The sequence below is a fragment of the Pseudomonas sp. NPDC087185 genome, from assembly GCF_044744955.1.
Taxonomy (GTDB): Bacteria; Pseudomonadota; Gammaproteobacteria; order Pseudomonadales; family Pseudomonadaceae; genus Aquipseudomonas.
On the sequence record NZ_JBIUZK010000003.1, the window covers coordinates 181,905 to 206,766 of the forward strand.

Below are 24,862 nucleotides of genomic sequence, written 5' to 3' on the forward strand. Positions count from 1 at the left end.
ATGAGCCAAGACAGCGTGCTCGACCGCTTGGCCGCACTGGACACCAATACCGTGTCCGACGCCCTCGATTTTCTCGGGCTGCCCGGCGCCACCTTCGGCCTGCGCCCGTTGTGGCCGTGCCCCCAGGTGGTTGGCCGCGCCAGCACCGTGCAGCTGGCGGCCAAGACCGACAGCGCCCCCACCGTGCACTTGATCACCCCAGTGGTCGAAGCCATCTCCACGGCTGACCGTGTGCTGGTGATCGCCGGCGGGCTTGAAGGTGTTTCGTGCTGGGGCGACATACTGGCCAATGCGGCCCGCGCAAAAAACGTGCGCGGCAGCATCATCGATGGTTGCAGCCGCGATATCGACGGCAGCGCGGCGATCGGCTACCCGCTGTATGGCCGCGGTGTGACCATGATCAGCGCGCGTAACCGCGTGGTGCAGGTCGCTGCCGCCTGCACCGTGCAGGTGGCCGGTGTAGCGGTCGCGCAGGATGACTACGTGATCGCCGACAGTTGCGGCACCGTGTTCATTCCCCAGGCGCAGATCGCCAAGGTGCTGGACCTGGCCGAGCGCATCGATCGCCGCCAGGCTGGCATGGTCGACGCCGTACGCGCCGGCCGCTCGGTCGCTGAGGTGATGCACGACAGCCAGTTCGAAGCCATCAACACGGAGCAGCCTTGATGAGCGACCTCGATAAAGACCTGGTGGCGTTGTTCGCAGGCCTGGACACGCCCGGTGTTTCGGACGCCCTGGACAAGCTGGGCCTGCCCGGCCAGTGCCTGGGCGTGATGCCACTGGCCAACTACGGCACGGTGCTGGTCGGCCCGGCCTACACCGTGCAATACGTGTCGGCGAGCACCCCGCCTGGCACCGTTGGCGACTTCATCGATGATGTCGCCCCAGGCGATGTGGTGGTGATCGACAACCAGGGCCGTACCGACTGCACGGTATGGGGCGACATCATGACCCAGTACGCCGGGCAACAGGGTATTGCCGCGACGGTGATCGACGGTGTGTGCCGCGATGTAACCAAGGCCCTGGGCGACGGCTACCCGATCTTCAGCAAGGGCCGCTTCATGCGCACCGGCAAAGACCGTGTGCAGGTGCAGGCGATCAACCAGCCGGTGTCAATCGGCACTGCCCGCGTGTGCGCCCGCGACATCATCGTGGCCGACGCCAATGGCGTGGTGGTAGTGCCGCGGGAGCGCGCCCGCGAAGTCGCCGCAACTGCGCGCCGTATCGAAGCGGTGGAGGCGCAGATCCGTACGCAGATCAGCCAGGGCAAATCGCTCAGGCAAGCGCGTGAAGCCCTGGGTTACCACACACTGCAGAGTAAAGCCTGATGAGCATGAACCATTCCGACCTGCCATTTCCCGCCGACTTCGCCGAGCGTGCCCGCCTGCTGGGCACGTCTACCCTGTTCGAGGCCTCGCACCTACCCTGTGCGGTAGACAACGACATCCGCCCGGTGTGGGCAGGCGCCTTCATCGCGGGCCCCGCGTACCCCCTGCAGTGCTCGCCAGGTGACAACCTCGCGCTACACCTGGCCCTGGAGCGCGTCCCACGCGGCAGTGTGCTGGTGGTCGGCACCGGCAACTTCATTGCCGGTTACTGGGGAGAGGTGCTTACCGTTGCCGCCGAGGCCGCCGGTGTCATTGGCCTGGTCATCGATGGCGGTGTGCGCGATATCGCCGCGCTGCGGCGTCGCGGCTTCCCGGTATTCGCCCGTGCCATCTCGGTCAAGGGCACGGTCAAGGCCAGCCTGGGCTCGCTGGGCAAACCGTTCAATTTCGCCGGCGCAGTGGTTGCCCAGGGCGACCTGGTGGTGGCCGATGACGATGGGGTGGTCATCGTGCCCAAAGCCGATGCCGCGCGCACCCTCGCCGAGGGGCAGGCGCGTGCTGACAAGGAGGCATTGATGATGCAGGCCATCGAACAAGGCACGACCACGCTGGAGCTCATGCAGCTGACCCAGTGGCGAGAAGCGCAATGACCGGCAATGGCAACCTTCAGCGCCTGAACACTCGCCTGGCCAGCGCCCGCCCCTCCGCCACCTACGCGATCATCGACCGCGTCGCCCAGCGCCGCGCCGAAGGGGCGAAGATCATCTCCCTGTGCGCGGGCGAGCCGGACTTCGACACCCCCGCGCCGATCCGTGAGGCGGCCAGGCAGGCCATCGACCAAGGCCATACCCGCTACACGCAGGTCGCCGGCAGCCGTGCCTTGCGCGAAGCGGTGGCGGCGAAATTTCGTGAGGAGAACGGCTTGCCGGTAGGGTGGCAGGACACCCTGGTGTGCAGCGGCGGCAAGCAGGTGATCTACAACGCCCTGGCAGCGACCCTCAATGAGGGTGACGAGGTGATCGTACCGGCGCCGTTCTGGGTCAGCTACCCGGAGATGGTCCAGCTGTGCGGTGCACGCAGCGTAATCGTCCCATGCGGTGCCCACAGCGGCTTCAAGCTCACCGCCCAGGCGCTTGCCGAGGCGATCACCCCGCGCACCCGCTGGCTGATCCTCAACTCGCCATCCAACCCGACCGGCGCGGTGTACAGCCGTGGTGAGCTACAGGCACTGGCAGAGGTGTTGCTGGCGAACCCCGATGTGCTGGTGCTGGCCGACGACATTTATGAGCACCTGATCTTCGATGATCAACGCTTTCACACCTTGGCCCAGGTAGAGCCGCGCCTTGCAGGCCGTACCCTGACCATGAACGGGGTATCCAAGGCCTATGCCATGACGGGGTGGCGCATCGGCTTCGCGACAGGCCCGCGCTGGCTGCTGGCAGCCATGGAAAAACTGCAGGGGCAACAGACCTCGGGCGCCTGTTCGGTTTCACAGCAGGCGGCGCTGGCAGCGCTGCAAGGCCCCAAGGATTTCCTTCACACTTCGCGCGCGGTATTTCAGCGGCGGCGCAACCTGATGGTCGAAGCCCTCGCCGCAATCCCCGGGCTGCACTGCGAACCACCGGCCGGTGCGTTCTATGTGTTTGCCGATTGTGCCGGGCTCATCGGCAAATCCTCACCCGGCGGCCGCTACCTGGCTACCGATGAGGATGTGGCCCTGGCGCTGCTGGACGAAGCCGATGTGGCGGTGGTTCATGGCAGTGCCTTCGGGCTCGGCCCGTACCTGCGCATTGCCTATGCGCTGGACGATGATTCGCTGTCAAGCGCCTGTGCGGCCATCGGCCGGTTCTGCCGGGCCGTCACGCCGCAGGCCTGAGGCAACCTCACCCAACCGTTGCTTGCGCCGCGCGTTGCGCGCCGTGCAGGCAATTGGTCAGGTGCAGCCGCATTGCCGCACGCGCCACCTCGGCGTCGCCACGCTCGAGCGCGGCGTAGATCTGCTCGCGCTCACGCGCCTGCATCAGGCGCTGGTGCGGGTCGACAGTGGGTTGCAAGTCTTTGATCAGCGTATTGCCCACATGCGTCATGGCATCGATGAAGAAGCTGTTGCCCGTGCACAGGGCAATCTGCAGATGGAACGCGAACTCGATGTAGCTGCTGTCCCTGTGCAACGGCCCCACCGCGTTGGCCGCATCCAGCGCTTTGCGCAAAGCCAGCAGCTGGCTTGGGGTCGCGCGTCGTGCGGCAAGGGCGGCACCCTCCACTTCCAGGCTCAGGCGCAGCTCGATGCGTGCCACTGCGTCCTGGGCGGTGCCCTTCTCGCCTTGGCCGTCTTGAAAGTCACCTGGCCGGGTGGTGTCCACCACGAAAGTACCAATGCCACGGCGCGTCTCTACCAGGCCCTCCGCCTGCAGCCGCGACATGGCTTCGCGCACCACGGTACGGCTGACGCCGCGTGCTTCGGTCAACGCCTGTTCGGTGGGCAGCTTGCTGCCGGCGGGCAACTCGCCGGCCAGAATTTTGCGCGACAAGTCGAGCACCAGTTGCTGGGCCAGGCTCAGGCGTCGGTCGGGGGTATCCCGCTCCATTCAATTGATCCTTTCAAACCAAACGATGCGGGATTATACCCGCAGACTTGCGCGTTAAAGCACTATAATGCCCGCTGATCACACTAGAGCAAGACGATGTCCGACGTTACCTCTACTGCCCCAATCAAACCTCGCCGCCTCGCCGAAGCGCTGGTGGAGCGCTTTGCCCAGCGCATCCGCGAAGGCACCCTCAAGCGTGGCGATAAGCTCCCCACCGAAGCGCAGATCATGGACGCCGAGCGCGTCAGCCGTGCCGTGGTGCGCGAAGCCATGTCGCGGATGCAGGCGGCGGGCCTGGTCGAGACCCAGCACGGTGTCGGTACCTTCGTGCTCGATATGCCGGCGCCTGAAGGCTTCAATGTAGGGCCGGCGACCATTGCGTTGCTGTCCGATGTCCTCGACCTGCTGGATTTTCGCCTCAGCCTGGAAGTACAGGCCGCAGGCATGGCTGCCGAACGGGCCACCCCGCAGGCGCTTGCAGAGCTCGAGCAAGCCCTGCAAGAGCTGCTGCAAGGCCCGGAAAAGTCCGGCAGCACCATCAATGCCGACTTTCAGTTCCACCTGAAAATCGCCAAGGCGGCCGGCAACCCCTACCTGATCGACATCATGAAACACCTGGGCACCAAGCTGATCCCGCGTACGCGCATGAACTCCGCCTACACGGGGCAAAGCAACCGCAGCACCTACCTCGCGGGGATCAACGCCGAACATCAGCAGATCTTCGACGCGATCGTCAGCCGGCAAGTCGATGCAGCACGCGCGGCCATGTACCTGCATTTGAGCAACAGCCGCATGCGCCTGCGTGAGACGCAGCAACGCCAGGCCTTCTATAGCGAATAACGGCCCTTACTCAGCCTGGGGTGCCGGCACCACTGCGTGGAACGCCAAGCCGGCACTGTCGCGGACCTGCCAAGGGTTGCTGTCACCGGTATCGGTGAACTGGACAGCGTCGAAGCGCGAATCCTTCAGCCCATCGATGCGCGCCCTGGCCGGCCCGCTGAACCGCACGCGCTCGAACGCCAGCTGGTGGTGATAAGCGCCATGCTGGCTGTCGCCCTTGACCTCGATGGCAGCCATCTGGGCGTTTTCCACCGTCACGTCGCTGACTCGCACATCCCGGAACTGCCCAGCGATGGTCGACTTTTCATAATCCAGAATGGCGTTGGGATCGCTGTAATCCAGGGTAAAGATAAATGCCTGCTTGACGGTGTTGCGCAAGGCCGAATCGCGGAAAATCACGTTGCGCGCCCCGCCACCCATGAAATGGGTGCTCTTCATGCGCAGGCCGGCATCGGTGCCATCGGAGACATTGTCTTCAGCCAGGATGTTCTGGATCCACGCCCCGGTGTGGCTGCCCGCGACCACCATGCCATGCCCTTTGCGGAAGTAGTTGTTGAAGATCCAGGCGTCTTCCTGGGGCTTCTGCTTCACGGCCTGCGCACCGGTGCCGGCAGCGAAATTGACGCAGTCGTCGCCGGTGTCGAAAAAGTTGTTGAACACCATCGCGCCGCGGCTGTTGGCGAACTCGATGCCGTCACCGTTGTTGGCGTCGTAGCTCTTGTGCGTGGTATTGGCCAGCACCACGTTCTCGGTTTCCAGGTTCATGATGCCGTGATACGCCGGGTTGAGCACGGTGAAGCCACCGTAGAAGACGTTCTTCACCTCACGCAGGGTAATCAGCGACGAACGCATCTGCCCGTAGGCGTCCTTGACGTTCATGCCCTCGGCCACCGCGCGCTCGACCTGGGCTTTGGCCAGCACGCCGTCGTGCATGTACCGCGTGTTATCGCTGGCCAGGTAGACCGGCAGTGCATTCCCGCGCTCATCGATCGCATCGGGGTTACGCCTCCAGCCATTGCCGTCGATTGTGCCCTTGCCGACGATGCGGATGTTCTCGAACGCCTGGTGTTTGCGCGGGTCGCGTGGCAAGGCATTGATCAGCGAGGCCGGGCGCAAGGTGGTCGAGTACGGGTACTGGATATAGCCGTCGCGCGGGTAGTCCTCGGCACGCTCGGAGCCCAGCAGGGTCGAGCCTTCGGCGATTTCCAGGGTCATGTTGCTCTTGAGGTAGAGCGCGCCGCTTTTGTAGATGCCCTTGGGCAGCAGCACCTTGCAGCCGGTGGTACAGGCGTCGATGGCACGTTGAATCGCGGCGGTGTCCAGGGTACGGCCGTCGCCCTTGGCGCCAAACTTGCGGACATCGAACAGCGCCGGTACGGCGGTGGTACGCTGCACCACTACCGGGCTGTCGGCTGATTCCTTGCCGTCTCGGCCCACCGAACGCACGGTGAAGCGGTATTCGTTGTCGGGCTTGAGGCCCAGTGCAGTGAAGCTGTGAATGGCGATGCGGTGATGAAAATTACGCGTGTCCTGCTGGTAGAAGTGGTCGATGTACGGCTTGGCTGGGGATACCTGGCCATTGTTGGCATTGCTGGAACCGAGCAACTGGCCGTTGGCGTAGACGTGGTAATCGGTGATGTCAGCGTGGTGGGCAGGCTTTTGCCAGGCCAGGATGATCTGTTGGTCGTCGTAGGCCAAGGTCGGGACTAATACTTTGCTGGGGGCTTCGAGTGCCCACAGCGGAAGGCAGACGCTCATGGCCAGGGTGGCCAGCAGTGTTCTGTGCATGTCTTTATCTTCCTTGTTTTCACCAGGGGCGGGCCGCAAAGCGGCCCCCGTTCACTCAGGCCGAAGCAGCCTGAGCACTGAAATCGCGGCTGGCCTGCACCAGCATGCGGGTGTACTCGTGGCTGGCCAGGTCCTGGCTCAACGCCTGGCTATCCAGGCGCTCGACGATCTGGCCCTGCTGCATCACCGCGACCTTGTCGCACAGGTGGCTGACCACCCCCAGATCGTGGGTCACCATCAGGTAGGTCAGCTTCTCGCGCTGGCGCAGGTCCGCCAGCAGGTTGAGAATCTCTGCCTGCACCGACACGTCCAGCGCCGATGTCGGTTCGTCGAGCAGCAACACACGGGGCTGCAGAATCAGCGCCCGGGCAATCGCCACGCGCTGGCGCTGGCCGCCAGACAACTGGTGGGGGTAGCGGTAGCGGAAACTCTCGTTGAGGCCGACCTTGACCAGGATGTCGTTGATCCGGTCATCGCGCTCGTCCATGGCGTGGATGGTCAGCGGCTCACGCAAGGCGGTATCGATGGTATGGCGCGGGTGCAACGAGCCATACGGGTCCTGGAAGACCATCTGCACCTTGCGAAAGTGCTCCTTGGGCGGTTTGTGCTGCAGCGCCGCGCCAGCAATGCTCAGCGTGCCGGTCCAGTGCCGGTATTGCCCGGCCAGGCAGCGCAACACGGTAGTCTTGCCAGACCCCGACTCCCCCACCAGGCCGAACGACTCGCCGTCTTCGACCGTCAGGTCGACATCGTGCAGCACCTGGTTGAGCGCCGGGCCGACGCCGAAACTCAGGTTCAGCGCTTGTGCTTGGATCATGGACATCGTCAGTTACCTCAGCAGGTGAGCCAGAGCGGGTCGCGTTGCAACACCGGCAAGCGCGGGCGGCGGTTGTCCATGCTCGGCAAGGCCGCCAGCAGGCCACGGGTATAAGGGTGTTCGGCGTATTGCAGGTCGCAGGCAGCAAGCGACTCGACCACGCGCCCGGCATACATCACCAGCACCCGGTCACAGTAGTTGCGCACCAGGTTGAGGTCGTGGCTGACGAAGATCAGCCCCATCTGCTGTTCGACCACCAGCTCTTCGAGCACGTTGAGCACCTGCTGGCGCACTGACACATCCAGCGCCGAGGTCGGCTCGTCGGCGATGATCACCTCCGGGTTGGTGATCACCATCATGGCGATCATGATGCGCTGGCCCATGCCGCCGCTGACTTCATGCGGGTACAGGTTGTAGACCCGCTGCGGGTCGCGGATATGCACCTTTTCCAGCATCAGCAGCACCCGCTCGCGGGCCTCGCTGCGGCTGGCCTTGTGGTGCGCAAGGTAGGCTTCGGCGATCTGCTCGCCAACCTTGACCACCGGGTTGAGCGAGTACTTGGGGTCTTGCATGATCATCGAGATGCGCTGGCCGCGGATCTTCTGCATGGCCTTTTCGCTGGCACCGAGCAGGTCGACATCGCCGAACTGCAGGGCCTTGGCGGAAATCTGCGTGCTGGCCGGGTGCAGCTTGAGCAAACTGCGCCCGACCGTGGACTTGCCTGATCCGGACTCACCGACGATGGCCAGCTTCTCGCGGCCCAGGGTGAACGACACATCGCGTACCGCGTGCATGACCTTCTTGCCATTGACGAAGCGCACGTTGAGCGAATCGACATTGAGTTTGAGCGTCGACATGAAACCTCCAGTTATTCGCTACGCGGGTCGAGAATGTCCCGCAGGCCATCGCCCAGCAGGTTGAACGCCAGGCTCACCAGCATGATTGCCGCGCCCGGTACTGCGACCAGCCACCAGCATTCGAGCATGTAGCGCCGGCCGGTGGAGATCATCGCGCCCCACTCCGGCAGCGGCGCCTGCGCGCCCAGGCCAAGAAAGCCCAGGGCTGCGGCGGTAAGGATGATCCCGGCCATGTTCATGGTCAGGCGGATGATCACCGACGACAGGCACATCGGCACGATGTGGCGCAGGATGATCCGCGTCGACGACGCCCCCTGCAGCTCTACCGCTACCACGAAGTCAGCCTTGCGCAGCGACAGTGTTTCGGCCCGCGCCAGGCGTGCGATCGGTGGCCACGAGGTCAGCGCGATGGCGACCACCGCATGCTCAAGGCCAGGGCCGAGTGCTGCGATGAAGGCCAGCGCCAGGACCAGGCTGGGGAACGAGATGAAGATGTCGGTGATGCGCATGAACACCGTGTCGACGAGGCCGCCGAAGTAGCCCGACACTGTGCCGATGAACAACCCGATGGGGCCGACGATGACGGTCACCAGGGTAATGATGTAGAGGGTGATGCGTGAGCCGTAGACCAACCGGCTGAAGATATCGCGGCCGTACTCGTCGGTGCCGAACCAGTGCGCGGCGCTGGGGGCCTGCAGGGCATTGGCAAGGTTCTGCACGACCGGGTCGTGAGTGGCGATCCAGGGTGCAAAGGCGGCTACCACCACCAGCAGCAAGGCCACCAGTAGGCCGGCCAGGGTCATCGGGTTGCGCAGCAGGTGGCGCAGCACCCGCAGGCTGCTCTTGTACAGCGCATCGACGCTTGAAGCAGGCGAATGGTCGGCCTGCGGCTTGGCGCTTGAACCGGAAGAAGAAATATTGGCAATCATCGGCATGCTCTCGATGTGAAAGGTTCAACGTTGCTTGTAGACGCCCAGGTAGCGGGTCGCTTCGGCGTCATCACCGGTAAAACCGCGGACATCCAGTGCGCTGACGGCGGTGTCGGTCATCTGCGAGATCATCATGATCGGCCCTGCCTCTTCGTCGTAACGCTGCTGCGCCTGGTGGTACAGGCTCAGACGCTTGCCTGCGTCGCGCTCGACCCCTGCCCGCTCAATCAGCGTGTTGAGCTGCTGATCGAAGAACGATGCTCGCCAGCCCTGGAAGTTGGGCAGGCCGGCGCTGTCGCTGTTGTCCGGGTTGTAGGCAAAGGTGCGCAGGCTGAAGTACGGGTGCGGGTAACGTTCGGCGCCGCGGGCCACGATCATCTCGAAGTTGCGTGCGCGCATGGCGCCGTACACCTGGTTGCCGGTGCCGGTGACGATGTTGGCGGTGATGCCGCCTTCGGCCAGGGTGGCCTGCATGCGCGCGGCAATGTCAATGAAGGGTGGCTCGGAGAGCGTGCGAATGGTGGTGCTGAAACCTTGCGGGTAGCCGGCTTCGGTCAGTAGCGCCTTGGCCTTGGCCACGTCGAGTTTGTAGCCTGGGTCCGGCAGGCGGGCTTGCAGGCCCAGTTGCATCGGCTGCTGGTTGAGCGTGCCGTAATGCGGCATCACCTGCTGGTCGATGCCCTGGTAGTCGATCAGGTTGCGCACCGCTTCGCGGACTTTGAGGTTGGCGAACTCGGGCTGCTTCATGCTCAACGCCACGTAATACATCGTGCCGCGTTGCAGTGGCTGCACCTGCAGCGTGGCGGCGCTCTCGATGGCCTTGATGTCGGGCGCAGCCATGCCGTACGCCAGGTCGAGGTCACCGCGTTCGAGCATCAGGCGCAGTGATTGCGACTCGGTCATGTGCCGCACCAGCACCCGTTTCATTTTTGCCGGCCCGCCCCAATAGCCATCGAAGCGGGTCATCACCAACGTATCGTTGGCGGTCCATTTGGTCAGGCTGAAAGGCCCGCTGCCCGCTTCGTTGGTCACCAGCCAGGCAGCGCCGAGGTCGCCATTTTTCTCGTGCTTCAATACGGCCAGGCGGTCGACGACGACCGCACTGGGCGAAGTCGCCAGCGAGTCGATCAGCAGCAGCGGGTCTGCCGGCTGCGGCAGGTCGACCACCAGGGTGTGCGCGTCGGTGGCGCGGATCAGCCCCTGCATGTTATCGGCGTTGTACCCATAGGCCTTCCAGGTGGTGGCCAGGCCATAGTTGAGTTTCATCACGCGGTACAGCGACCAGGCCACGTCCTCTGCCGTCAGCGGGTTACCGGAGTGGAACTTGACGTCGCTGCGCAAGTAGAAAGTGATCTGCCTGCCGTCATCGCTGATATCCCAGCGTTCAGCCAGTTGCGGCAGGTGTTGCTCCGGATTGCCCTGGTCGCGCTTGACCAGCGTGTCGTAGAGGTTGGCATTGACCCCCGAGGCGTCCAGGCCCGGGGCGTTGGCCGGGTCGATGGAAAACAGGTTGACCATGCTCATGCCGACGATCAGCTGGTCGGCCGGGGTCTTTGCCTGCACCGCAGCCATAGGCGCCAGCGCCAAGGCCACAGCCAGCAGGCTCATGTGCAGTGGGGAACGTAGAGTGTTCATTGAGCGTCCTTCTTTTTATAGTTGTTCACGCCAACCCCGCAGGGCTTAGCGGGTCCTTGGGTCGAACACCTTGTAGAGAGCATCACTGATCAGGTTGAGGGCGACGAAGATCAGGCCGATCACCAGCACGCAGCCCATCACCGCGTTCATGTCGCCGAGCATCAGGCTGCTGGTGAGGTACTGGCCGAAACCGGGCCAGGCGAACACGGTTTCAATCAGTACCGCACCTTCGAGCAGCGAGCCGTAGGCCAGGGCCACTACCGTCAGCAATTGCACGAGGATGTTGCGAAACGCGTGGCCCCAGACCACCTGGCGCCGCGACAGGCCCTTGACCCGCGCGGTGATGATGTATTCCTGGGACAGCTGTTCGAGCATGAAGCTGCGGGTCATGCGGCTGATGTAGGCCACCGAGTTGAGGCCAAGAATCAGCCCCGGCAGGACGATGTGCCGCACAGCGCTGCTGAAGGCTTCCCAGTCGCCGGCCAAGGCGGTGTCGATCAGCAACAGGCCGGTGACATCCGGCACCATGCCGTCGTAGGCCAGGTCGATCCGCCCTGCCCCGCCAGCCCAGCCGAGCCAGGCGTAGAACACCAGCAGGCCCATCATGCCAACCCAGAAAATCGGCGTGGAATAGCCGAACAAGGTGATGACCCGCGCCACATGGTCGCCCACCCGGCCCTGGTTGCTGGCTGCGACCACCCCCAGCGGCAAGCCGATGAGGATGCCGAACAGGATCGCCAGGGTGGCCAGTTCGATGGTTGCCGGGAACACCCGCTTGATGTCTTCCAGCACCGGGTGGCCGGTGAGCAGCGCATTGCCGAAATCACCGTGCAGCAGGTCGTTCAGGTAAAGCCCGAACTGGGTCCAGATCGGTTGGTCCAGGCCCATGGCCCGGTACACCTGGTCGTAGGTAGAGCTGTCGGCATCCGGCCCGACCACGGCCAGTACCGGGTCCAGCGGCATCACCCGGCCAATGAAGAAGGTCAGCGCCAGCAGGCCAAGCAAGGTCACCAGCACCGTGCTGGCGCGGCGGGCAGTGGCGGACACACGGGTGCCCATCACAGAGGCAGTCGAAAGCAACATAACAGGCTCCTGAAAAAGCATTCAGCAAACACCGAGGCGTGCGCGGCGCGCGCCGCGGTCCCGCTCATCGCGACTTGTAGACGTCTTTGTAACGGGTGGTGGCCGCGCTGTGGGCCTGATAGTTCTGCACATCGTGGTACAGCACCACGGTGTCGGTCATCTGCGAAATCGGCAGGATCGCCCCCACCTGCGCATCCAGGGTTTGCTGGATTTGCTGGTACTGGGCTTGCTGGCGAGCCTTGTCGGGTTCGACTTCGGCCTGCTCGATCAGGCTGTTGAGCTCCGGGCTGTAGAACGACGTGCGCCAGCCCTGGAAGTTGCTGAGCTTGGCTTCGTCGCGGTTGTCGGGGTTGTACACCAGGGTGCGCAGGCTTGAATGCGGGTGGCGCTCGGCACCGCCACCACCGCGGCCAACCAGGATGTCGAAGCTGCGTTCACGCATGGCGCCGTAAATCTGGTTGCCGGTGCCAGTGACGATGGTGGCCTGGATGCCAGCTTGGGCCAGTGTCGCCTGCAAGCTCGAAGCGATGTTGATGAACGGCGGCTCGGTGAGCACGCGGATGGTGGTCTTGAAGCCGTCGGGGTAACCCGCTTCGGCCAGCAGCTGTTTCGCCTGCGCCACGTTCAGCGTGTAGCCCGGGTCATCCAGGCGCGCCGGCAAGCCCAGCGGCAGCGGGCGCTGATTAAGCTGGCCGTAGTGCGGCATGACGGTCTGGTTGATGCCTTGATAATCGATCAGTGACCGTACGGCCTGGCGCACGCGGGCGTCGTCGTAAGGCTTGTTTTTGACGCTCAGCGCCACGTAGTAGAGGGTCCCGCGCTGCACCGTCTGGGTACGCACCTGGTCAGACTTTTCCAGCGCCTCGATGTCGGGGGCGGACATGCCCTTGGCCAGGTCCAGGTCGCCGCGCTCGACCATCAGGCGCAACGACTGCGACTCGGTCATGTTGCGCATGACCACCCGCTTCAGCTTGGCCGGGCCACCCCAGTAGCCGTCGAAGCGGCTCATCAGGATCACGTCGTTGGCGCGCCAGTTATTGAGGATGTACGGGCCACTGCCTGCCGCGTGGGTGGTCAGCCAGGCGCCCCCCATGTCATTGCCCTTCTGGTGCTGCTGGACCACTTTGCGGTCGAGAATGAAGGCGCTTGGCGAGGTTGCCAGGGTATTGAGCACCAGCATCGGGTCGGTTGGGCGCGGCAGTTCGACCACGAAGGTGTGCTCATCGACCGCGCGCATGTGCTGGTCGACATTGCCGGCAGTGAAACCGTATGCCTTCCAGGTCGAGGCCAGGGCCAGGTTGAGCTTGAGCACGCGTTGCAGCGACCAGGCGACATCCTCGGCGCTCAGCGCGTTGCCGGACTGGAACTTGACGCCCTGGCGCAGGTTGAACGTGAGGGTCTTGCGGTCGTCGCTGACCTGCCAGCGCTCGGCCAGCGCCGGCACCAGTTGGTCGGGGTTGTGCGCATCCTGGACCAGCAGCATGTCATAGAGGTTGGCATTGACCTCCGAAACATCCAGCCCGGTTGCAGCAGCCGGGTCGAGCGACAGCAGGTTGATCATGCTCATGCCGACGATCAACTGGTCGGCAGGGGTTTTGGCGAAAGCAGCAGGCACTGAGGTCATCGCCAGCGACGCTGCCAGGACCCCCGCCCAGAATTTGGGGAGAACGCTCATGTGAGATTGCCTTTTTATAGTTATTGGACTCTCGGGCGGCACGCGGTGGCGCGTGCCGCCATGCACGAATCAGAAGCTGTGCAGCGTGTTGGTTTCGACGTAGTCGAAGTCGATCTCCTCGCCCAGGCCGGGCAGGTCGGACAGGTGCACGAAGCCGTCCTCGTCCATCGGGTCGACCAGGCGCTTGAGATAGGCCGGCACCTCGTCATAGTTGAGGAACGGGTGCAGCAGGCCGCGTTCGTACCAAGTGCAGTTCTTGATCGCGCCGACCACCGTCAGGTTGGCTGCGCCGTTGCCATGGATTTCGCAATCCATACCGAATGACTCGGCCATGTGCGCCACCTTCAAGCACGGTGCAATGCCGCCCACGCCCGCGACACCGGCGCGCAGGATGTCACAGACACCGTTCTTCACCCAGCTGGCCCGGCTGAGGTGCTTGCCCCCCAGGCTCTCCGGGCCCAGCACCGGGATGTCCAGCTGGCCGGCCAGCCAGGCGTAGGACTCGGCAGAGTCCTCCATCATCGGCTCCTCGAACCAGGCGAAATCGAGCTTTTCAAGGGCACGGCCGATGGTCAGGGCTTCGGTGCGGCTGTACCAGTGATAGCCGTCGATCATCAGCGCGATATCGGGCCCGACGGCCTCGCGCACCGCGGCGCAGGCCTTGATGTCCATGCTCACGCTGGGTGCAAACGAGACCGGCGGCATCCAGGTGTGCAACTTGATGGCCTTGTAGCCACGCTTGACCAGGGTCTCGGCAAAGCGCCCGTACTCTTCAGGGGTCGACAACCCGCCCGCGAGCTCATCGCCACACATGGTCGAGCCGTACGCCGGCACCTTGTCGCGGTAGCCACCAATCAGCTTGTGCACCGGCAGGTTCAGCTTGCGCCCGGCCCAGTCCCACAGGGCCTGCTCGACCAGCGCCAGGGCCCGGTCGGTCAGCTGGCTGGCACTGCCGCGCTGCCAGTGCGCGAGGTCGTGCCAGATCTTTTCGCGGTCGAAGGCGTTGGCGCCTACCAGCACCTTGCGCACGAAACCGTCGAGCACATACGGGCGGATCAGTTCAGGAGCGCCCAGCGCATAACCTTCGTTGCCGCATTCGGTGCGAATGCGCAGCAAGGCCATCTGGGCCTGGGTGACGTCGCCCGGGTGGGCATGGCCCGCGCTGTCGACGGCGCGGCGTGTGGGGTAGGAAAAAACCTGGACGTTTACGGCGGTGATGATCATGGACGTCTGAGCCTTCTTATTGGATTTGTGGCGGGTGAGTCACGCTCTGGCAGCGATCCTACGTCATCATACAACTTTTGAAAAGCATCCCTCGCAAACTTTCAAAAAGCGCCAGACCAGCTCACATTCCTGGCAAAAAACTGACGTAGCAAGGCTATTCATACGGCTTATAAAGCTCTATATCAGGGCTTTGTAGCTACCCATGATCGTCATCAGACAACATCTAAATAAATCGTAGACAACCACAAAGTCGTACGATAACTTACGAAAAAATTCACATTGGAGCCCGCCCCACTACCGACCCCGACGCTGACGATCCACCTCATACCGACCTCAACAAAAACAAAAAAAGAAGATCGCATGAACACCACACTCCGCCTGCTCGTTGCTGTCAGTACCCTCGGCCTGTCGTTCCATGCCTGCGCAGACTCGGCCAGCATCAATTACCGCCACGGCTACACCGAAGACGACAGCATCCACTCCGACCGGATCAAGCTCAGTTACAGGAAGGACAGCGGCCTGGGTTTCGCCGCCGAGATCAAATACAAGACCGCTGGCGATCGCGAAGACGTCGCCTACGACAACATGGTCAACAACGGCCATGAGTTCACCGTCGACTACAACTACAAGCTCAGCGCCAAGTCGACCCTGACGCCGGCGTTCCAGATGGACAGTTCCAAGGACTCCACCACCTACAAGTTCGGCCTCAAGTACAGCTACAAAATCTCGGACACCTGGTACGTGGCCGGCCGCGTGCGCCAGGATGCGCGCAGCCTGGACCGCGACCAGGTCGACCATGACTGGCCCGACCGCGCCAAGGACAACCAGAACACCACCCGCCTTGAAGGCTGGCTCGGCTATACCCCCAAAGGCCCTTGGGCATTCGAGTACCAGTACATCCACTTCCAGACCGACTACATCCGCTACGACAACAAAAAGAGCGACTACGAACAGAACATGATCATCAAGTACAAGATCGACAAGCAGTGGGCGCCGTTCATGGAGGTTGGGGACATCAAGGTCAATTCCTATACCGACGACCGCCAGGCCCGCTGGCGTGTGGGGGTCCAGTACAACTTCCTGTAATGCCCTGCCGCCGGGCAGTTACCGGCTTGCCTGGCGGCAGGACGACGTCATTCACCCATCCCTCAACAACAGGCGCCCGCCATGACCACACCTTTGAGCAAACCCTTCAATCGCATCCTGCTGACCGGTGCCGCCGGCGGCCTCGGGCAAATCTTGCGCGAAGCCTTGCAAGCCCACGCCCAGGTCGTACGCGCTTCGGACATCAGCGCAATGGCGCCGGCCGCCGGCGAGCATGAAGAAGTGACCAGCTGCAACCTTGCCGACAAGGCCGCCGTCCTGGCGCTGGCCCAGGACGTGGATGCGATCGTGCACATGGGCGGAATTTCGACCGAGCGGGCATTCGAGGAGATTCTGGAAGCCAACATCTGCGGCACCTTTCATATCTATGAGGCGGCGCGCAAACACGGAATCAAGCGAGTGGTGTTCGCCAGTTCCAACCATGTCACCGGCTTCTACCCGCAGGCGCAACAGCTCGATGCCCATACACCGCGCCGCCCCGACTGCTACTACGGGCTGTCCAAGTCGTACGGTGAAGACCTGGCGACCTTCTACTACCACCGCTATGGCATAGAAACCGTCAGCCTGCGCATCGGCTCATCATTCCCCGAGCCGCGCAACCTGCGCATGCTCTCGACCTGGCTGAGCTACCCCGACCTGGTGCACCTGCTGGAGCGCGCGTTGCTCGCCGAGAACGTTGGCCACACCGTGGTGTACGGCGTCTCGGCCAACCGCGAGCTGTGGTGGAGCAACCGCCATGCCGCCCACCTGGGCTTCAACCCGCAAGACAGCTCCGAGCGTTTTCGCGCGCAGATGGAGCAACTGCCCAAGCCTGCGGCAGACGACCCCAATGCCCGTTTCCAAGGGGGTGCCTTCACCGCAGCAGGCCCTTTTGGCGATTGAACCCGAGGCGCAGGGTTTGCCATAAGTGCAAGCACGCGCCCTATCACCTTGCCCCCGGATGACTAAGCGAAATCCGCCAGCTAGACTCGGAGCATGAATATGGCTGTAACCACTTCGTTTACTTGACAATATTCGGCGGCCACAGCGCAGCCGGTATTCGCTATACCGGCAGGTGCCCATGACTTTGCAACCGCGCGTCAACTTGACCAACTGTGATCGCGAACCGATTCAGATCCCCGGCAGCATCCAGCCCCACGGGTGCCTGCTCGCCTGCAATGCCTCGGCCGCCATCGTCCTGCGCCACTCGGCCAACACCCCTGGCATGCTGGGGGTATCGGGCGAGATCAACGGGCAGCGTCTCGAAGCGATCATCGGCGCCGAGGCGGCCCACACCCTGCGCAACTCGCTGGCACGGGTCAAGGAGGCGTCGCGGCCAGCGCTGTCCTTTGCCGTGCGTGTGGCGTCCGGTGAGACCTTCGATGTCTCCGCGCATATTTTCAAAGGCACGGTGATCATCGAGTTCGAGCCATCCGGTGCCAGCATCGCCGAGCCGATCGAACTGGTGCGTACGGTCATCGCCCAACTGCGTGAGATCGACCGGTCTGACAAGCTGTTCCCCGACACCGCACGGCGGGTACGCGCGCTGCTCGGTTACGACCGGGTGATGATCTATCAACTGGGCACCGATGGCGCCGGCAAGGTCATTGCCGAAGCCAAGCGCAGCGGCCTGGAAAGCTTCCTCGGGCAGTACTTCCCGGCATCGGATATCCCTCAACAAGCCCGTGCGCTGTACCTGCGCAACCCGGTACGGATCATCTCCGACGCAAAATTCCGCACGGTGCCCATCGAGCCGGTGCTGGACCTGTCGGGAGAACCCCTCGACCTGTCCTACGCCCACCTGCGCAGTGTCTCGCCGATCCACTGCGAATACCTGAGCAACATGGGCGTGGGCGCCTCGATGTCGATCTCGGTGATCGTCGACGGTGCCCTGTGGGGGCTGATTGCCTGCCACCACTACGCGCCGCGCACGTTATCCATGGGCCAGAGGGTCGCGGCGGAGATGTTCGGCGAGTTTTTCTCGCTGCATATCCAGACCCTGCGCGCCCGGCAAACCCTGGAAGCCGCCGCGCATGCCCGCCGGGTACTCGACAACCTGCTGCGCGAGGCGCACCGCACCGACGACTTCGAAGCGCTGCTGCGCGCGCGCATGGCCGACTTCCAGGCGCTCATCCCCTGCGACGGCATCGGCATGTCGCTGCAGGGGCGCTGGACCACCGACGGGCTGACGCCGCCAAAAGCAGCCGTGCCCGGGCTGCTGAGCTTCGCCGAGAGCGTCGCCGAAGGCCGCACCTGGGCGTCGAACTGCCTGTCGATGGCCCACCCCGCCGCCCAGGACTACGCCACCGACGTCTCTGGCGCTCTGATCATCCCGATGTCGCAACACCCGCGGGACTACCTCATGCTGTTCCGCAAGGAGGTGATCGAAACCCTGGATTGGGCCGGCGACCCCAACAAGACCTACCAAAGCGGCCCGCTGGGCGAACGCCTGACCCCACGCAAGAGTTTCGCCGTGTGGAAGCAGACGGTGCACCAGCACTGCTTGCCCTGGTCCGAACAGGATCGCCAGTTTGGCGAGGCCATCCGCGCCGCGATCGTCGAAGTGGCCCTGCACAACAGCGAGCTGCTGGCCGATGAGCGCTCCAGGTCGGACGTGCGTCAGCGGATGCTCAACGAAGAGCTCAACCACCGGGTGAAGAACATCCTTTCGCTGATCGGTGCGCTGGTGGCCCACCCCACTTCGGAGAACCAGACCCTCTACGGCTACGTGGCCACACTCAAAGGGCGCATCCAGGCATTGGCGCTGGCGCACGATCAGGTCGTGCGCGGTGACGGTGGCGGGCGCTTCTCTGCGCTGCTTGAGGCCGAGCTGTCGCCTTACCGTACCTCGGCCGAGGCGCTCGAACTGCGGGGCCCCAACCTGCTCCTCGATGCCCGGGCCTTTTCCGTGCTGGCGTTGGTGCTGCACGAACTGGCGACCAACGCCGCCAAGTACGGCGCACTGTCGCGGGCAGGCGGCAAGCTCTCGGTCACGTGGGCCGTCGATGCTGGCGGGGCCTGCGACATCAGCTGGTGCGAACACGGTGGGCCAGCGGTGTGCCCGCCAACGCGCAGCGGCTTCGGCTCGGTGCTGATCGAGCGCAGCATCCCGTTCGACCTCGGCGGCACCAGCGCCCTCGAATACCGGCCAGAGGGGCTGCTGGGGTTGTTCAGAATCCCCGCCAAACACCTGACCTTGATCGAGGATCCCGATACCGACGCGCCATCGACGACGCCGGCGCCGGCGCCAGTGGACTGCGCGCGCCTGGTCGACGCCTGTGTGCTGATACTTGAAGATCAGCTGGTCATTGCCGTCGGCCTTGAGCAGATCCTGGCCGATGCGCAGGTCGAGGATGTCATCACGGCAAGCTCCGAGGCCGAGACGATGAAACTGCTGCTTGGCCGTAAACCGGATGTGGCGGTGCTGGACATCAACCTGGGCACCGGCACATCCATCGCCGTGGCCGAAGAACTCACGCGCCTGGACATCCCGTTCCTGTTCGCCACCGGCTACGGCGACAGCGTCAGCATCCCTGGGCATTTGAAGCACGTACCGGTGGTACGCAAGCCTTACGATGCGGTTTCGATCCTGGTCAACCTGGAAAAGCTGATCGCCTAGCGTGAAGAACCGGGCCTGCTGGCCTGTCCCACTGCCAGTGGGTTAGCAGGGGCCTGTGGGAGCGGTTGCCCCGCGAACCAGGGCAAAGCCCTGGCCATGCGACTTCAGTGGCTGGGGCCTCATGGCCCGCCTTCAAGGCCGGCGCACTCCCCCCAAAGGGTGATTTCGGCTGTACCGCGAGTGTGGGAGCATTCCCCAGCCCCACCCCCAAGCTTTGCCCCTGATCGAACGCCCCCCACAGTATCGAGCCTGCTCGCATAGTGCGGCGTCCTGCATCCAAAACCAGGAGTCAGCAATGCATACAACAACAACGACAGCCCATCCACCCCACCCTGCGTCGCCACCCAACACCTCCGGCCGTTTCAGAAAATCCATGGGCATGAGCGCACTGGTGCTGTTCGGCCTCGCCTACATGGTCCCCCTCGCCGTCTTCACCACTTACGGGCTGGTCACCCAGATGACCAAAGGCCACCTGCCCACCGCCTACCTGCTGACCCTCGCCGCCATGCTGCTCACCGCCTACAGTTATGGCCGCATGGTCCAGGCCCACCCCTACTCGGGCTCGGTCTATACCTACACGCGCAAGGCCTTTGGCAGCCACTTCGGCTTCATTGCCGGCTGGACCCTGCTGCTGGACTACATTTTCCTGCCGCTGCTCAGCTACCTGTTGATCGGCATCTACATGTCGGAATACTTCCCGGCGGTGCACGCCTGGGTGTGGGTGTTGGGCTCCATTGCACTGGTTACCTTCCTCAACCTGATCGGCATCGAGTCGATCACCCGGGTCAATTGGATCCTGGTGGTGGCGCAGCTGGTGTTCATCGTTGTCTTCGTCGCGTTGTCGGTGCGCAACCTGGCCGATCAGGCCGCGCCGGTGTCGTTGCTGGCGCCGTTCTACCATGAAGGTTTCAGCGTGCCGCTGATCATGACCGGTGCCGCGGTGCTGTGCCTGTCGTTCCTGGGCTTTGATGCGGTGTCGACCATGGCCGAGGAAACCAGCAACCCGCAACGGCGCATTCCGCAGGCGATCATGGCGGTGTCGGTGATCGGTGGCTTGCTGTTCCTGCTGGTGTCGTACTTCGCCCAGAGGGTCTTCCCGGAGTGGGCCACGTTCGCCGACCCGGATTCGGCCTCCGTGGATGTGATGCGCCGGGTAGGTGGCGAGCTGCTGGTGACCGGTTTTACCGCCACCTATGTAGCCGGCTGCTTCGCTTCGGCCATGGTGTCCCAGGCCAGCGTGTCGCGGGTGCTGTTCGCCATGGGCCGCGACGGCGCATTGCCGCGGGTGTTTGGCCGCCTGGTGACGAACAAGCGCGTGCCGGCCACGGCGATCATGCTGGTCAGCACCCTGTCGCTGGTCGCCCTGTTCATCACCCTCGACACGGTCGCCAACATGATCAGCTTTGGCGCGCTGTTCGCCTTCTCGGCGGTCAACTTGGCGGTGGTCAAGCATTACCTGGTCGACAGCAAGCTCAACGGCGCCCGCAACTACCTGCTGTATGGCGCCATACCGGCGCTGGGCTTTCTCAGCACGCTGTGGCTGTGGAGCAGCCTGTCGAGCCTGTCGTTCACCATCGGCCTGTGCTGGATGGGCGCAGGCTTCGTCTGCCTGCTTGGGCTGACGCGCGCGTTTCGGGTGAAGTTACCCGAGCTTCAAATGGCCGAATGAGCAGGTGCGCGCCGCATTCCGTGCGGCGCGCAACCTCGACGAGCCACACCTCGATTGTCTATGATCCCGCGTTGAACGTTTCAGCATGTTTCAATAAGGATCCTAATGTCTGTTCATGAAGTACCCCCGCAGGCCTATTCGAAAAGCACCGTAGGCAAGATGGAAGCCGCCATGGCATTGGGCAGCTTTGCCATTGGTACCGGCGAATTTGCGATCATGGGGCTGATGCCGGACATCGCCAGCAACCTGCAATTGAGCGAGCCGCAGGTGGGCCACGCCATCAGCGCCTATGCGCTGGGCGTGGTGGTCGGTGCACCGGCGCTGGCGATTCTGGGTGCCAAGCTGCTGCGCAAGCACATGCTGCTGCTGTTGATGGCCCTGTACGCCATCGGCAACCTGGCCACCGCGTTCGCCCCCTCGTTCACCAGCATGGTCGCCTTTCGCTTCATCAGCGGCCTGCCCCATGGCGCGTATTTCGGCATTGCCGCCGTGGTGGCGTCGAGCATGGTGCCCACCCATCAACGTGCAGGGGCCGTGGCCAGGGTGATGATGGGCCTGACCCTGGCCATGCTGCTGGGCAACCCGGTGGCGACCTTCCTTGGCCAGTTCTTCGGCTGGCGCTCGGCATTCATTCTGGTGGGGGCGATCGCGTTGTGCACCCTCGCGCTGGTCTGGCGCTATGTGCCCCAACCGCACGATGAGGTGCGCAGCGACCCGCGCAAAGAGCTGCAAGCCTTCACCCTGCCCCAGGTGTGGATGGCGCTGGCCATCGCCTCGATCGGTTTTGCCGGCATGTTCTGTGTGTTCAGCTACCTGGCACCGACCATGCTGCACGTGACCCAGGTGTCGCCGGAGTGGATCCCCTTCGGCCTGGCCGCGTTCGGCGCTGGCGGCATCATCGGCAACATTGCCGGCGGCAAACTGTTCGACCGGTTGCAATTCCGCGCCGTCGGTATCGTGCTGCTGTGGTCGACCGCCGTGCTGCTGTTCTTTACCTTTGCCGCGCATTCACTGTGGACGCTGCTGCTGGGCATCGGCCTGGTCGGCACCATGATCGCCCTGGCCGCACCGCTGCAGATCCGCCTGATGGACATCGCCCACAAGGCCCCGAGCCTCGCCGCAGCCTCCAACCATGCCGCGTTCAACCTCGCCAACGCCCTTGGCCCCTGGTTTGGCGGCATGGCGATCAGCGCCGGGCTGGGCTGGACCAGCACCGGCTACATCGGCGCCGCTACCGCGTTGGCCGGCCTGGGTATCTACCTGGTGGCTCGGCGCATGAAAGGCGGCCACTAAGGCGCACAGCCCCTACCCATCGGCAAGGCCATGTCCGGGTGTGGGCCGGGCTTTGCCCTGGTTCGCGGGGCAAAGCCGCTCCCACACGGCCACATGGCAGGCCATTCAACGAGGGTTCAAGGCATTCCAGGCACCCTCATTCACCAGGTTCGCCGGCCGCTGGCCGGCCAGCGCGCTCAGCAGGTTCTCCACCGCACAACGCGCCATGGCCTCACGCGTCTCTTGGGTTGCCGAACCGATATGCGGAGTCGCCACCACGTTATCGAGCTGCAGCAGCGGCGAGCTGGCCGGCAATGGCTCCTGCACGAACACATCCAGCCCGGCAGCGCGGATGCGCTTTTGCTGCAACGCTTCAATCAGCGCCGCTTCATCCACCACACGCCCGCGGGCAATATTGATCAGGATCGCCTCGGCCTTCATCAGTGCCAATTCGCGCGCCCCAATCAAGTTTTCGGTGCTGGTGCTGAGCGGCACCGTCAAACAGACGAAATCCGCCTCGCCCAACAGCGCGTCGAGGCTGCGATAATGGGCAGCATAACGGGCCTCGACTTCGGGCTTGGGCCGCGAGCTGTGGTAAAGCACACGCATGCCGAAGCCTGCCGCGCCGCGGCGGGCCAACGCCTCGCCAATGCGCCCCATGCCGACGATGCCCAGGGTCTTGCCGTGCACGTCAGTGCCAAAGTGCGCAGGCCCCAGGTTGGCCTGCCAATGGCCGTCACGCACCCAGCCGGCCAGCTCCACCACACGCCGGGCGCTGGCCAGGATCAAGGCGAAACCGGTATCGGCGGTGGTCTCGGTCAGCACATCCGGCGTGTTGGTCAGCATGACGCCACGGCGGGTCAAGTCGGCAATATCGTAGTTGTCCACCCCGACCGACACGCTGGCAACCACTTGCAACTGCGGCGCCAGGTCCAACAGGCTGCTGTCCAGCCGCAGGCTGGCACCCAACAGGCCATGGGCGCCGGGCAAGGCATCACGCAGCCGCGCCAGGCCGTCTTTGCCAGTGGCATCCACCCAGGTCACCTCGACCTGTTGTTGCAGCCGCTCCAGCAAGGCATCGGGCAGGCGCTTGTAAAGGACGATTCGCTTTTTCATGGTCGTTTTCCTATTGGCTCATTGCCAGGCGCTGGCCACGGGGCTTGGCCTGGCCAGAGGTCTGTGAGGTTTTCAGCACGGCCGTGAGCGCCACCGCTGTGAGCAGCGCACCGGACATGAACAGGTACGAGGCGCCCGGCCCACCGGTCGCGCCATTGAGGTAGCCGACCAGCCACGAGCCACCGAACGAGCCCAGTGCGCCCATGCTGTTGATCAGCGCCATGGCCCCGCCGGCCACGTTGCTGGGCAGGATTTCCGGGACGATGGCGAAGAACGGGCCATAGGGTGCGTACATGCAAGCCCCGGCCACCACCAGCAGCGCATAGGACACCCAGAAGTGCTCGCTGCCCAGCGCATACGAGCCATAAAAGGCCAGCGCGGCCACCAGCAGCGGCGGCCAGACGAAACGCTTGCGTTTCTGCAGGCGGTCCGAGGCCCAGGACACCGCGATCATCGCCAACACCGCCGCCATGTAAGGCACCGACGCCAGCCACCCGGCCTCGACGATATCGACGTTGGCCGCTTGCTTGAGGATCGACGGCAGCCACAGCACGAAACCGTACACGCCGATGCTCCAGCAGAAATACTGCAGCGACAGCACGATCACCTGCGGCGAGCGAAACGCCTCGCGGTAGTTTTTCACCGGTTTTATGCCTTGCTGTTCAGCGGCCAGCGCCTGTTGCAGTACGGCTTTTTCCTGCTCGCTCAGCCAGCCCACCTGGGCCGGCCGGTCGGCCGCCAGGCGCCACCAGATGAACGCCCACAGCACCGCTGGCAAGCCCTCGATGATGAACATCCAACGCCAGTCGAAATGCTTGATCAGGTACCCCGACACCACCGACATCCACAGGATGGTCACCGGGTTGCCGAGCATCAGGAAGGTGTTGGCGCGCGAGCGCTCGGCGCGGGTGAACCAGTGGCACAGGTACACCAGCATTGCCGGCATCACGGCCGCCTCGACCACGCCGAGCAGGAAGCGGATGCCGATCAGCAGGTAGACGTTGCTGATCATCCCGGTCAGGGTCGCCAGGCTGCCCCAGAGGATCAGGCTGACGAAGATCAGTTTCTTCACGCTGCGTTTTTCGGCGTAGATGGCGCCGGGCACTTGGAAGAAGAAGTAACCGAGGAAGAACAGCGCGCCCAGCAAGGACGACAGCACCGGGGTGATTTTCAGGTCGTCGGCCATGCCGGAGGCCGCGGCAAAACCGTAGTTGGCGCGGTCCAGGTAGGCCAGGCTGTAGGTGATGAACACGATCGGGATGATGTACCACCAACGGCGTGGGGCGAGGCTTGTCGATTGCATGATGCTTGCTCCTGAGCTTGTTGTTTTTGTCGCAAC

General features: G+C 63.8%; 21 protein-coding genes. 10 read left to right on the forward strand and 11 right to left on the reverse strand.

All coding sequences use genetic code 11. The annotated features are described in order from the left end of the window. The 4 genes from ACIPIJ_RS11105 to ACIPIJ_RS11120 are packed head-to-tail and all read left to right on the forward strand — an operon-like array spanning position 1 to position 3,204. Positions 1-666 carry an RraA family protein gene (locus tag ACIPIJ_RS11105; RefSeq protein WP_401076213.1) on the forward strand — a complete coding sequence of 222 codons (666 nt, stop codon included), beginning with the start codon at positions 1-3 and terminating at the stop codon, positions 664-666. Continuing rightward, complete coding sequence (locus ACIPIJ_RS11110) at positions 666-1,328, forward strand: RraA family protein (protein WP_401076215.1); 663 nt, start codon at positions 666-668, stop codon at positions 1,326-1,328. Before ACIPIJ_RS11105 ends, ACIPIJ_RS11110 begins: the two co-directional genes overlap by 1 nt. Further along, entirely contained in the window at positions 1,328-1,978 is a 651-nt protein-coding gene (locus ACIPIJ_RS11115; RefSeq protein WP_401076218.1) for an RraA family protein, read from the forward strand. The genes ACIPIJ_RS11110 and ACIPIJ_RS11115 overlap by 1 nt, the downstream gene beginning before the upstream one ends. Further along, on the forward strand, positions 1,975-3,204 hold the full coding sequence (locus tag ACIPIJ_RS11120; protein ID WP_401076220.1) for a pyridoxal phosphate-dependent aminotransferase: 1,230 nt from the start codon (positions 1,975-1,977) through the stop codon (positions 3,202-3,204). Before ACIPIJ_RS11115 ends, ACIPIJ_RS11120 begins: the two co-directional genes overlap by 4 nt. A gap of 7 nt (positions 3,205-3,211) precedes the next feature. On the opposite strand, the gene ACIPIJ_RS11125 is transcribed toward ACIPIJ_RS11120, so the two are convergent. Further along, on the reverse strand, positions 3,212-3,916 hold the full coding sequence (locus ACIPIJ_RS11125) for a FadR/GntR family transcriptional regulator (protein ID WP_401076223.1): 705 nt from the start codon (positions 3,914-3,916) through the stop codon (positions 3,212-3,214). A gap of 96 nt (positions 3,917-4,012) precedes the next feature. Here ACIPIJ_RS11125 and ACIPIJ_RS11130 point away from each other — a divergent pair, with 96 nt between their 5' ends. Next, positions 4,013-4,756 carry a FadR/GntR family transcriptional regulator gene (locus ACIPIJ_RS11130; protein WP_401076226.1) on the forward strand — a complete coding sequence of 248 codons (744 nt, stop codon included), beginning with the start codon at positions 4,013-4,015 and terminating at the stop codon, positions 4,754-4,756. A 6-nt stretch (positions 4,757-4,762) separates the two neighbouring features. Here the strand turns inward: ACIPIJ_RS11130 and ACIPIJ_RS11135 are convergent, their stop codons facing one another. From ACIPIJ_RS11135 to ACIPIJ_RS11170, 8 genes are all read right to left on the reverse strand, one after another. Beyond that, the gene (locus ACIPIJ_RS11135; RefSeq protein WP_401076229.1) at positions 4,763-6,544 is read right to left on the reverse strand and encodes a glycosyl hydrolase family 28 protein; all 1,782 of its coding nucleotides are present in this window, start codon (positions 6,542-6,544) and stop codon (positions 4,763-4,765) included. Between the two features lie 55 nt (positions 6,545-6,599). Continuing rightward, positions 6,600-7,367 carry an ABC transporter ATP-binding protein gene (locus tag ACIPIJ_RS11140; RefSeq protein WP_401076231.1) on the reverse strand — a complete coding sequence of 256 codons (768 nt, stop codon included), beginning with the start codon at positions 7,365-7,367 and terminating at the stop codon, positions 6,600-6,602. Between the two features lie 11 nt (positions 7,368-7,378). Next, positions 7,379-8,218: an ABC transporter ATP-binding protein gene (locus ACIPIJ_RS11145; protein WP_401076234.1), complete on the reverse strand. Its 840-nt coding sequence runs from the start codon at positions 8,216-8,218 to the stop codon at positions 7,379-7,381. 11 nt (positions 8,219-8,229) lie between these two features. Further along, positions 8,230-9,147, reverse strand: coding sequence for an ABC transporter permease (locus ACIPIJ_RS11150; RefSeq protein ID WP_401076237.1), 918 nt, complete (start codon positions 9,145-9,147; stop codon positions 8,230-8,232). A gap of 24 nt (positions 9,148-9,171) precedes the next feature. Continuing rightward, entirely contained in the window at positions 9,172-10,782 is a 1,611-nt protein-coding gene (locus ACIPIJ_RS11155) for an ABC transporter substrate-binding protein (RefSeq protein ID WP_401076240.1), read from the reverse strand. A 45-nt stretch (positions 10,783-10,827) separates the two neighbouring features. Beyond that, complete coding sequence (locus tag ACIPIJ_RS11160) at positions 10,828-11,865, reverse strand: ABC transporter permease (RefSeq protein ID WP_401076243.1); 1,038 nt, start codon at positions 11,863-11,865, stop codon at positions 10,828-10,830. Between the two features lie 64 nt (positions 11,866-11,929). Then, entirely contained in the window at positions 11,930-13,540 is a 1,611-nt protein-coding gene (locus tag ACIPIJ_RS11165; RefSeq protein WP_401076245.1) for an ABC transporter substrate-binding protein, read from the reverse strand. 69 nt (positions 13,541-13,609) lie between these two features. After that, positions 13,610-14,764 carry a mandelate racemase family protein gene (locus tag ACIPIJ_RS11170; protein ID WP_401076248.1) on the reverse strand — a complete coding sequence of 385 codons (1,155 nt, stop codon included), beginning with the start codon at positions 14,762-14,764 and terminating at the stop codon, positions 13,610-13,612. A 360-nt stretch (positions 14,765-15,124) separates the two neighbouring features. On the opposite strand from ACIPIJ_RS11170, the gene ACIPIJ_RS11175 reads away from it, so the two are divergent. From ACIPIJ_RS11175 to ACIPIJ_RS11195, 5 genes are all read left to right on the forward strand, one after another. Next, positions 15,125-15,850 carry an oligogalacturonate-specific porin KdgM family protein gene (locus tag ACIPIJ_RS11175; protein WP_401076250.1) on the forward strand — a complete coding sequence of 242 codons (726 nt, stop codon included), beginning with the start codon at positions 15,125-15,127 and terminating at the stop codon, positions 15,848-15,850. An 81-nt stretch (positions 15,851-15,931) separates the two neighbouring features. Further along, entirely contained in the window at positions 15,932-16,750 is an 819-nt protein-coding gene (locus tag ACIPIJ_RS11180; RefSeq protein WP_401076253.1) for an NAD-dependent epimerase/dehydratase family protein, read from the forward strand. A gap of 178 nt (positions 16,751-16,928) precedes the next feature. After that, positions 16,929-19,466 (forward strand): HWE histidine kinase domain-containing protein, encoded by a 2,538-nt coding sequence (locus tag ACIPIJ_RS11185; RefSeq protein WP_401076256.1) that lies wholly within the window; start codon positions 16,929-16,931, stop codon positions 19,464-19,466. 295 nt (positions 19,467-19,761) lie between these two features. Then, positions 19,762-21,135 (forward strand): APC family permease, encoded by a 1,374-nt coding sequence (locus tag ACIPIJ_RS11190; RefSeq protein ID WP_401076259.1) that lies wholly within the window; start codon positions 19,762-19,764, stop codon positions 21,133-21,135. 105 nt (positions 21,136-21,240) lie between these two features. Continuing rightward, positions 21,241-22,428 carry an MFS transporter gene (locus ACIPIJ_RS11195; protein ID WP_401076262.1) on the forward strand — a complete coding sequence of 396 codons (1,188 nt, stop codon included), beginning with the start codon at positions 21,241-21,243 and terminating at the stop codon, positions 22,426-22,428. A 105-nt stretch (positions 22,429-22,533) separates the two neighbouring features. On the opposite strand, the gene ACIPIJ_RS11200 is transcribed toward ACIPIJ_RS11195, so the two are convergent. After that, positions 22,534-23,523, reverse strand: a complete 990-nt coding sequence (locus ACIPIJ_RS11200; RefSeq protein ID WP_401076264.1) for a 2-hydroxyacid dehydrogenase — start codon at positions 23,521-23,523, stop codon at positions 22,534-22,536. Between the two features lie 10 nt (positions 23,524-23,533). Then, the gene (locus tag ACIPIJ_RS11205; protein WP_401076267.1) at positions 23,534-24,826 is read right to left on the reverse strand and encodes an MFS transporter; all 1,293 of its coding nucleotides are present in this window, start codon (positions 24,824-24,826) and stop codon (positions 23,534-23,536) included. Between the last annotated feature and the right edge of the window lie 36 nt (positions 24,827-24,862).

Coding starts and splice junctions, on each gene's coding strand:
- ACIPIJ_RS11110 (WP_401076215.1), top strand. CDS start 666: ATGAGCGACCTCGATAAAGACCTGGTGGCGTTGTTCGCAGGCCTGGAC.
- ACIPIJ_RS11195 (WP_401076262.1), top strand. CDS start 21,241: ATGTCTGTTCATGAAGTACCCCCGCAGGCCTATTCGAAAAGCACCGTA.
- ACIPIJ_RS11190 (WP_401076259.1), top strand. CDS start 19,762: ATGCATACAACAACAACGACAGCCCATCCACCCCACCCTGCGTCGCCA.
- ACIPIJ_RS11170 (WP_401076248.1), bottom strand. CDS start 14,764: ATGATCATCACCGCCGTAAACGTCCAGGTTTTTTCCTACCCCACACGC.
- ACIPIJ_RS11180 (WP_401076253.1), top strand. CDS start 15,932: ATGACCACACCTTTGAGCAAACCCTTCAATCGCATCCTGCTGACCGGT.
- ACIPIJ_RS11165 (WP_401076245.1), bottom strand. CDS start 13,540: ATGAGCGTTCTCCCCAAATTCTGGGCGGGGGTCCTGGCAGCGTCGCTG.
- ACIPIJ_RS11200 (WP_401076264.1), bottom strand. CDS start 23,523: ATGAAAAAGCGAATCGTCCTTTACAAGCGCCTGCCCGATGCCTTGCTG.
- ACIPIJ_RS11150 (WP_401076237.1), bottom strand. CDS start 9,147: ATGATTGCCAATATTTCTTCTTCCGGTTCAAGCGCCAAGCCGCAGGCC.
- ACIPIJ_RS11175 (WP_401076250.1), top strand. CDS start 15,125: ATGAACACCACACTCCGCCTGCTCGTTGCTGTCAGTACCCTCGGCCTG.
- ACIPIJ_RS11155 (WP_401076240.1), bottom strand. CDS start 10,782: ATGAACACTCTACGTTCCCCACTGCACATGAGCCTGCTGGCTGTGGCC.
- ACIPIJ_RS11125 (WP_401076223.1), bottom strand. CDS start 3,916: ATGGAGCGGGATACCCCCGACCGACGCCTGAGCCTGGCCCAGCAACTG.
- ACIPIJ_RS11205 (WP_401076267.1), bottom strand. CDS start 24,826: ATGCAATCGACAAGCCTCGCCCCACGCCGTTGGTGGTACATCATCCCG.
- ACIPIJ_RS11140 (WP_401076231.1), bottom strand. CDS start 7,367: ATGTCCATGATCCAAGCACAAGCGCTGAACCTGAGTTTCGGCGTCGGC.
- ACIPIJ_RS11135 (WP_401076229.1), bottom strand. CDS start 6,544: ATGCACAGAACACTGCTGGCCACCCTGGCCATGAGCGTCTGCCTTCCG.
- ACIPIJ_RS11130 (WP_401076226.1), top strand. CDS start 4,013: ATGTCCGACGTTACCTCTACTGCCCCAATCAAACCTCGCCGCCTCGCC.
- ACIPIJ_RS11120 (WP_401076220.1), top strand. CDS start 1,975: ATGACCGGCAATGGCAACCTTCAGCGCCTGAACACTCGCCTGGCCAGC.
- ACIPIJ_RS11145 (WP_401076234.1), bottom strand. CDS start 8,218: ATGTCGACGCTCAAACTCAATGTCGATTCGCTCAACGTGCGCTTCGTC.
- ACIPIJ_RS11115 (WP_401076218.1), top strand. CDS start 1,328: ATGAGCATGAACCATTCCGACCTGCCATTTCCCGCCGACTTCGCCGAG.
- ACIPIJ_RS11185 (WP_401076256.1), top strand. CDS start 16,929: ATGACTTTGCAACCGCGCGTCAACTTGACCAACTGTGATCGCGAACCG.
- ACIPIJ_RS11105 (WP_401076213.1), top strand. CDS start 1: ATGAGCCAAGACAGCGTGCTCGACCGCTTGGCCGCACTGGACACCAAT.
- ACIPIJ_RS11160 (WP_401076243.1), bottom strand. CDS start 11,865: ATGTTGCTTTCGACTGCCTCTGTGATGGGCACCCGTGTGTCCGCCACT.